This is a genomic window from Variovorax sp. 01T439_2 (genome assembly GCF_056398445.1).
Window position 1 is genome coordinate 1 of the sequence record NZ_JBFTPJ010000849.1, and the last position, 2,602, is coordinate 2,602.

The 2,602-nt window shown below is 72.5% G+C and carries 2 protein-coding genes; one reads left to right on the forward strand and one right to left on the reverse strand.

The genetic code is table 11. The features are described from left to right. Nucleotides 1-91 precede the first annotated feature (91 nt). The gene (locus tag AC1DOC_RS28725) at nucleotides 92-1,051 is read right to left on the reverse strand and encodes a LysR family transcriptional regulator (protein WP_018903633.1); all 960 of its coding nucleotides are present in this window, start codon (nucleotides 1,049-1,051) and stop codon (nucleotides 92-94) included. A gap of 114 nt (nucleotides 1,052-1,165) precedes the next feature. Between AC1DOC_RS28725 and AC1DOC_RS28730 the strand changes: the two genes are divergently transcribed. Next, nucleotides 1,166-2,491 carry an aminotransferase class I/II-fold pyridoxal phosphate-dependent enzyme gene (locus AC1DOC_RS28730; RefSeq protein ID WP_478131025.1) on the forward strand — a complete coding sequence of 442 codons (1,326 nt, stop codon included), beginning with the start codon at nucleotides 1,166-1,168 and terminating at the stop codon, nucleotides 2,489-2,491. Nucleotides 2,492-2,602: the final 111 nt, after the last annotated feature.

The following is a 2,602-nucleotide window of genomic DNA, read 5'->3' on the forward strand; positions in this document are numbered from 1 at the left end:
GCCCTGGGTCGGCCGGATCGTCGACAACCGGCGGATCGACGGACGCTGGACGAACGGGCGGCTGGATTTTCGAAGATAGTCCGCGGCCTCGTCAGTCGGCCGCCAGCCCCTGCAACGCCTGCACCTGCTGCGCCAGCAGCGGCCCCTTGCGGTGCGCGGGCACCAGCAGCATGAGCGTGTCGCCCAGTGCCTTCGGCCTTCCCCAGGGCGCATGCAGCCTGCCTTGCGCGAGCAGCGGCGCCACCAGCCGTTCGCGGCCCATGAGCACGCCTTCGCCGTCGAGCGCCGCCTGCAGCGCGAGGCTGTAGAGCGAGAAGTCGGGGCCGGCGGCCAGTGCATCGGCCTCAGCCGCGCTGGTGCCGGGGCGCGCGGCCTGCAGCCAGCGCGTCCAGTCGTCGTGCCACACGGTGTCGTGCAATCCGCCGCAGCGCGCCAGCACATCGACGAGGTCGTCGAGCGCGCGCGGGCGGCCGCTCGGCAGCGCCTGCTGCAGGCGCGGGCTGCACACCGGCACGAGCCGGTCGCGTGCGAGCACCATGCCCTGCGCGCCAACGGCGGTTTCGATGCGATCGCCGGCGCGTGCATAGAACAGGCCGAGGTCGAAGGGTTCGCGGCGGAAATTCGGCGGCTGCTCGAGCGCCGTCACGGACACCTGCACGTCGGGCAGCGCCGCCTTCAGCCGCGAAAGCCGCGGCGACAGCCACAGCTGCGCCATCGCCGGCAGGGCCGCCACCTGCAGCGTGCTGCGGCGCGCGGCGGTCTGCGTCTCGTGACGYAGCGCCTGCACTGCGAGGCCGAGCTGGTCGACCGCGGCGCTGAGCGCGGGCAGCGCGCGCCGTCCATGCGCGCTGAGGCGGATGCCCTGGCTATGGCGCTCGAACAGCGCACCGCCGGCCCAGGTCTCCAGCGCCTTGATCTGCTGCGCGACGGCGGCCGGCGTGACGAACAGCTCTTCGGCCGCGCGCGCGAAGCTGCCGTGGCGTGCCGCGGCCTCGAAGGCGCGGACGGCCGTGTGCGGGGGCAGGCGAGGGCGGGGTGGTGCGAGCGGCACGCGATGTGTGGAGCCCCAGTTTTTCTAGGGCTCGGGCCCAGATTATCCGTGTTGCCCGCACGGATGGCGCAGGCGACCATGCGGCCACCTGCCACTTCCAGCGAGATCCGCCGCATGCCTGCCGCCCTCCAACGCCGCTCCTGGGTTCCCGCCGCCAGCGAAGACCATGTGCTCGCGATCGCCGCCGATGCCGCTGCGCGCGATGCGCTGGGCATCGCCGCCGAGATCGAAAGGCTCGCCGACGACAACCACCGCATCCACGACCGCGAGGGCCTGAACCTCAACCCCGCCACCAACGTGATGAACCCGGCCGCCGAGGCGCTGCTGTCGCGCGGCCTGGGATCGCGGGCATCGCTCGGCTACCCGGGGGACAAGTACGAGGTGGGGCTGGAGGCCATCGAGCGCATCGAGGTCATCGCGGCCGAGCTGGCCGCCGAGGTGTTCGGCTCGAAGTTCGCCGAAGTGCGCGTGAGCTCCGGTGCGCTGTCGAACCTCTATGTGTTCATGGCGACCTGCCGGCCCGGCGACACGATCATTGCGCCGCCGCCGGCCATCGGCGGCCACGTCACGCACCATGCGGCCGGCGCGGCCGGGCTCTATGGATTGAAGACGGTACCCGCCCCGGTCGATGCCGACGGCTACACGGTCGACGTGGCCGCGCTCGCCAGGCTCGCACGCGAGGTGAAGCCGAAGCTCATCACCATCGGCGGCAGCCTGAATCTTTTTCCGCACCCGGTGCCTGCGATCCGCGAGGTCGCGGACAGCGTGGGCGCCAAACTGCTGTTCGACGCTGCGCACCTCTCGGGCATGGTGGCCGGCAAAGCCTGGCCGCAGCCGCTCGAGGAGGGCGCGCATGCGATCACCATGAGCACCTACAAGAGCCTCGGCGGACCGGCCGGCGGGCTGATCGTGTCGAACGATGCGGCGCTGATGGAGCGCATCGACGCCATTGCCTATCCCGGCCTCACGGCCAACTCCGATGCGGGCCGCACCGCGGCGCTGGCGCGCGGACTGCTCGACTGGAAGGTGCACGGCAGGGCCTACGCCGCGGCAATGCGCGAGACCGCGCAGGCGCTGGCACGCGCGCTCGATGCCGAGGGCTTGCCGGTGTTCGCGAAGGCGCGCGGCTTCACGCAGTCGCACCAGTTCGCGCTCGAGGCCGCGCACTGGGGCGGTGGGCAGCGCGCCGGGAAGAAACTGGCCGAGGGCGGCTTGCTGGCCTGCGGSATCGGCCTGCCGATCGCGCCSGTCGMAGGMGACRTCAACGGCCTGCGCCTGGGCGTGCCGGAGATCGTGCGGCTGGGCTTCACGCCCGACGACATGCCGCAGCTTGCCTCGTGGATCGCGCGTGCGCTGGAGGGCGGCGGCGCATCGGTGGTGGCGGCCGAGGTGCGCGAGCACCGCACGCGGCTCGGCGGCCTGCGCTACATCGTGCGCTGAGTCAGCGCGAGCGTCCCTGCCGGTAGGTGCCGGCGTGCGTCTTCGACAGCTCGGCCGCCTCGGCCAGCCGCGCCATCGACCGGCCGACCTGCGCATGCGTGATGGCAATGC